The sequence below is a fragment of the Moorena sp. SIO2C4 genome (assembly GCF_010672485.1).
Taxonomy (GTDB): domain Bacteria; phylum Cyanobacteriota; class Cyanobacteriia; order Cyanobacteriales; family Coleofasciculaceae; genus Moorena; species Moorena producens.
Map to the genome: position 1 here is coordinate 1 of NZ_JAAHGN010001234.1, position 2,028 is coordinate 2,028.

At 47.5% G+C, this 2,028-nt stretch carries 2 protein-coding genes; both read left to right on the plus strand.

Annotation, left to right across the window (positions count from 1 at the left end):
* The coding region (locus tag F6K20_RS36020) for an SDR family oxidoreductase (RefSeq protein WP_287298029.1) at positions 1–295 on the plus strand (295 nt) is incomplete at its 5' end.
* A gap of 113 nt (positions 296–408) precedes the next feature.
* On the plus strand, positions 409–1,881 hold the full coding sequence (locus F6K20_RS36025; protein ID WP_008188055.1) for an aldehyde dehydrogenase family protein: 1,473 nt from the start codon (positions 409–411) through the stop codon (positions 1,879–1,881).
* Positions 1,882–2,028: the final 147 nt, after the last annotated feature.

Here is a 2,028-nt window from a genome sequence, read left to right on the forward strand (position 1 = left end):
TCCTTTTTTAAAACCCCCTGCCTATGGGGCATCCAAGGCAGCACTGGTGAATTTAACCCGGTACTTTGCTACCCACTGGGGACCCTTTGGCATCCGGGTTAATGCCCTTTCTCCGGGAGGAGTATTGGGTGGACAAGATGAGGAATTCAAAGGTCAATTTTGCGATCGCGTTCCTCTAGGACGGATGGCAGAGTTTGATGATTTACTTGGCCCATTAGTGTTTCTGGCATCCGATGCCTCTGCCTATGTCACAGGTATCGAACTCAGAGTTGATGGTGGTTTTACAGTTTGGTAGATTAGACTCCTACTCCCTATTCCCTATTCCCTATTCCCTATCTTGATTGCTATTGTTTGAACTTCTATTGGTATCATGACTCACCATGAGACACTTCCAAGGGGGAAAAAATAATGGCACAAGACTATTTACCGAGCCAAGTCTTGAACTGGATTGATGGTCAACAAGTAGCAGCAGTGGCAGGAGAATGGTTTGAGAAGCTAGACCCCACTAATGGTCAAGTGCTATGTCAGGTGGCTCGCTCAAGAGCAGCAGATATTGAGCAAGCGGTAAGGTCAGCTAAACAGGCTCAACCGGCTTGGGCTGATACTCCCCCGGTACAACGGGGAGCTATCTTACACGAGATTGTCCTGGGTATGAAAGCCCGTCAGGAGGAGATTGCCAAGATAGTAGCAGCAGAAACCGGTAAGTCCTATAGTTCAGCTTATGGAGAAACTGGCGGTGCGATCGCATTAGGATTATTCTACGCTAGTGAAGGACAACGGTTGTATGGTCGCACCACTACCAGCGGTGTGGTTAATAAATATGCCATGACTGTGCGTCAACCTCTGGGAGTTGCTGGATTAATTATTGCGGCCAATACTCCCATTGCTAATGTAGCCTGGAAAGTCTTTCCAGCCCTGGTTTGTGGCAATAGCGCTGTATTAAAAGTAGCAGAAGACACTCCCGCCACGGCTTGGATAGTTGGACAAATTGCTCAAGAGGCTGGGTTACCCCCTGGTGTCCTCAATATTATTCAGGGATATGGTGAAGAAGCTGGCGCTCCCTTGGTTGCTCATAATGATGTCGCTGTGGTTAGCTTTACCGGGTCCACAGAAGTAGGACGAATTGTGCAACGGGTAGCTGGGGAGCGCTTTGGCAGGGTATCCCTGGAATTGGGGGGTAAGAATCCCTTGGTCGTGTGTGATGATGCGGATTTGAACAATGCTATCAAGTGGACCTTACTCTCAGTGTTCAGTAATGCCGGTCAACGTTGTGCTTCTGCTAGTCGAATCATTGTCTTTGATAGCATTTATGATCAATTCCGTGACCAATTAGTGGAGAAAACTAAGGAATTAAAATTAGGTCCCACTGACCAGGATGACCTTGGTCCAGTGATTAATGAGCAACAGTTGATCAATATGATAGCAGCGGTGAAACAGGCACAAGAAGCAGGAGCAACGGTGTTGGTGGGAGGCGATCGCTTAACAGACCCTGACCATGCTACTGGTTTCTATATGGCTCCGACCCTCCTAGAGAATGTAGACCCCCACGCGGAAATTTCTCAATGTGAATTATTTGGTCCGATTGCTAGTCTCTACCGGGTCAAAGACTTTAAGGAAGCTCTTGCTCTTGCCAACGATTCCCCCTATGGCTTAACTGCTTCGATTCACACTCGCAACATCCACCGTGCAGTAAGGTTTTGTGAGAAAGTCCAAACTGGCGTAGCTGTAGTGAATGCCGGTACTTATGGCAGTGAACCTCATATGCCCTTTGGTGGACTCAAGCAATCTGGTAATGGTACCCGTGAACCAGGCACAGAAGCGTTGGATGTCTATTCTGAGTTGAAGGATATCTATATTAATATCGATCCTGAGCAATTTTGATCATTAGGGAGTAGGGAGTCGGGAGTCGGGAGTCGGGAGTAGTTGATGTAGGGTGGGCAGTAAGTATCATAGCGATGGAAACCTTTGAAATTGGTTATATACACTGCCCACCTGACGATTAATTTTATTTACTGTCGGTGGGCAGTG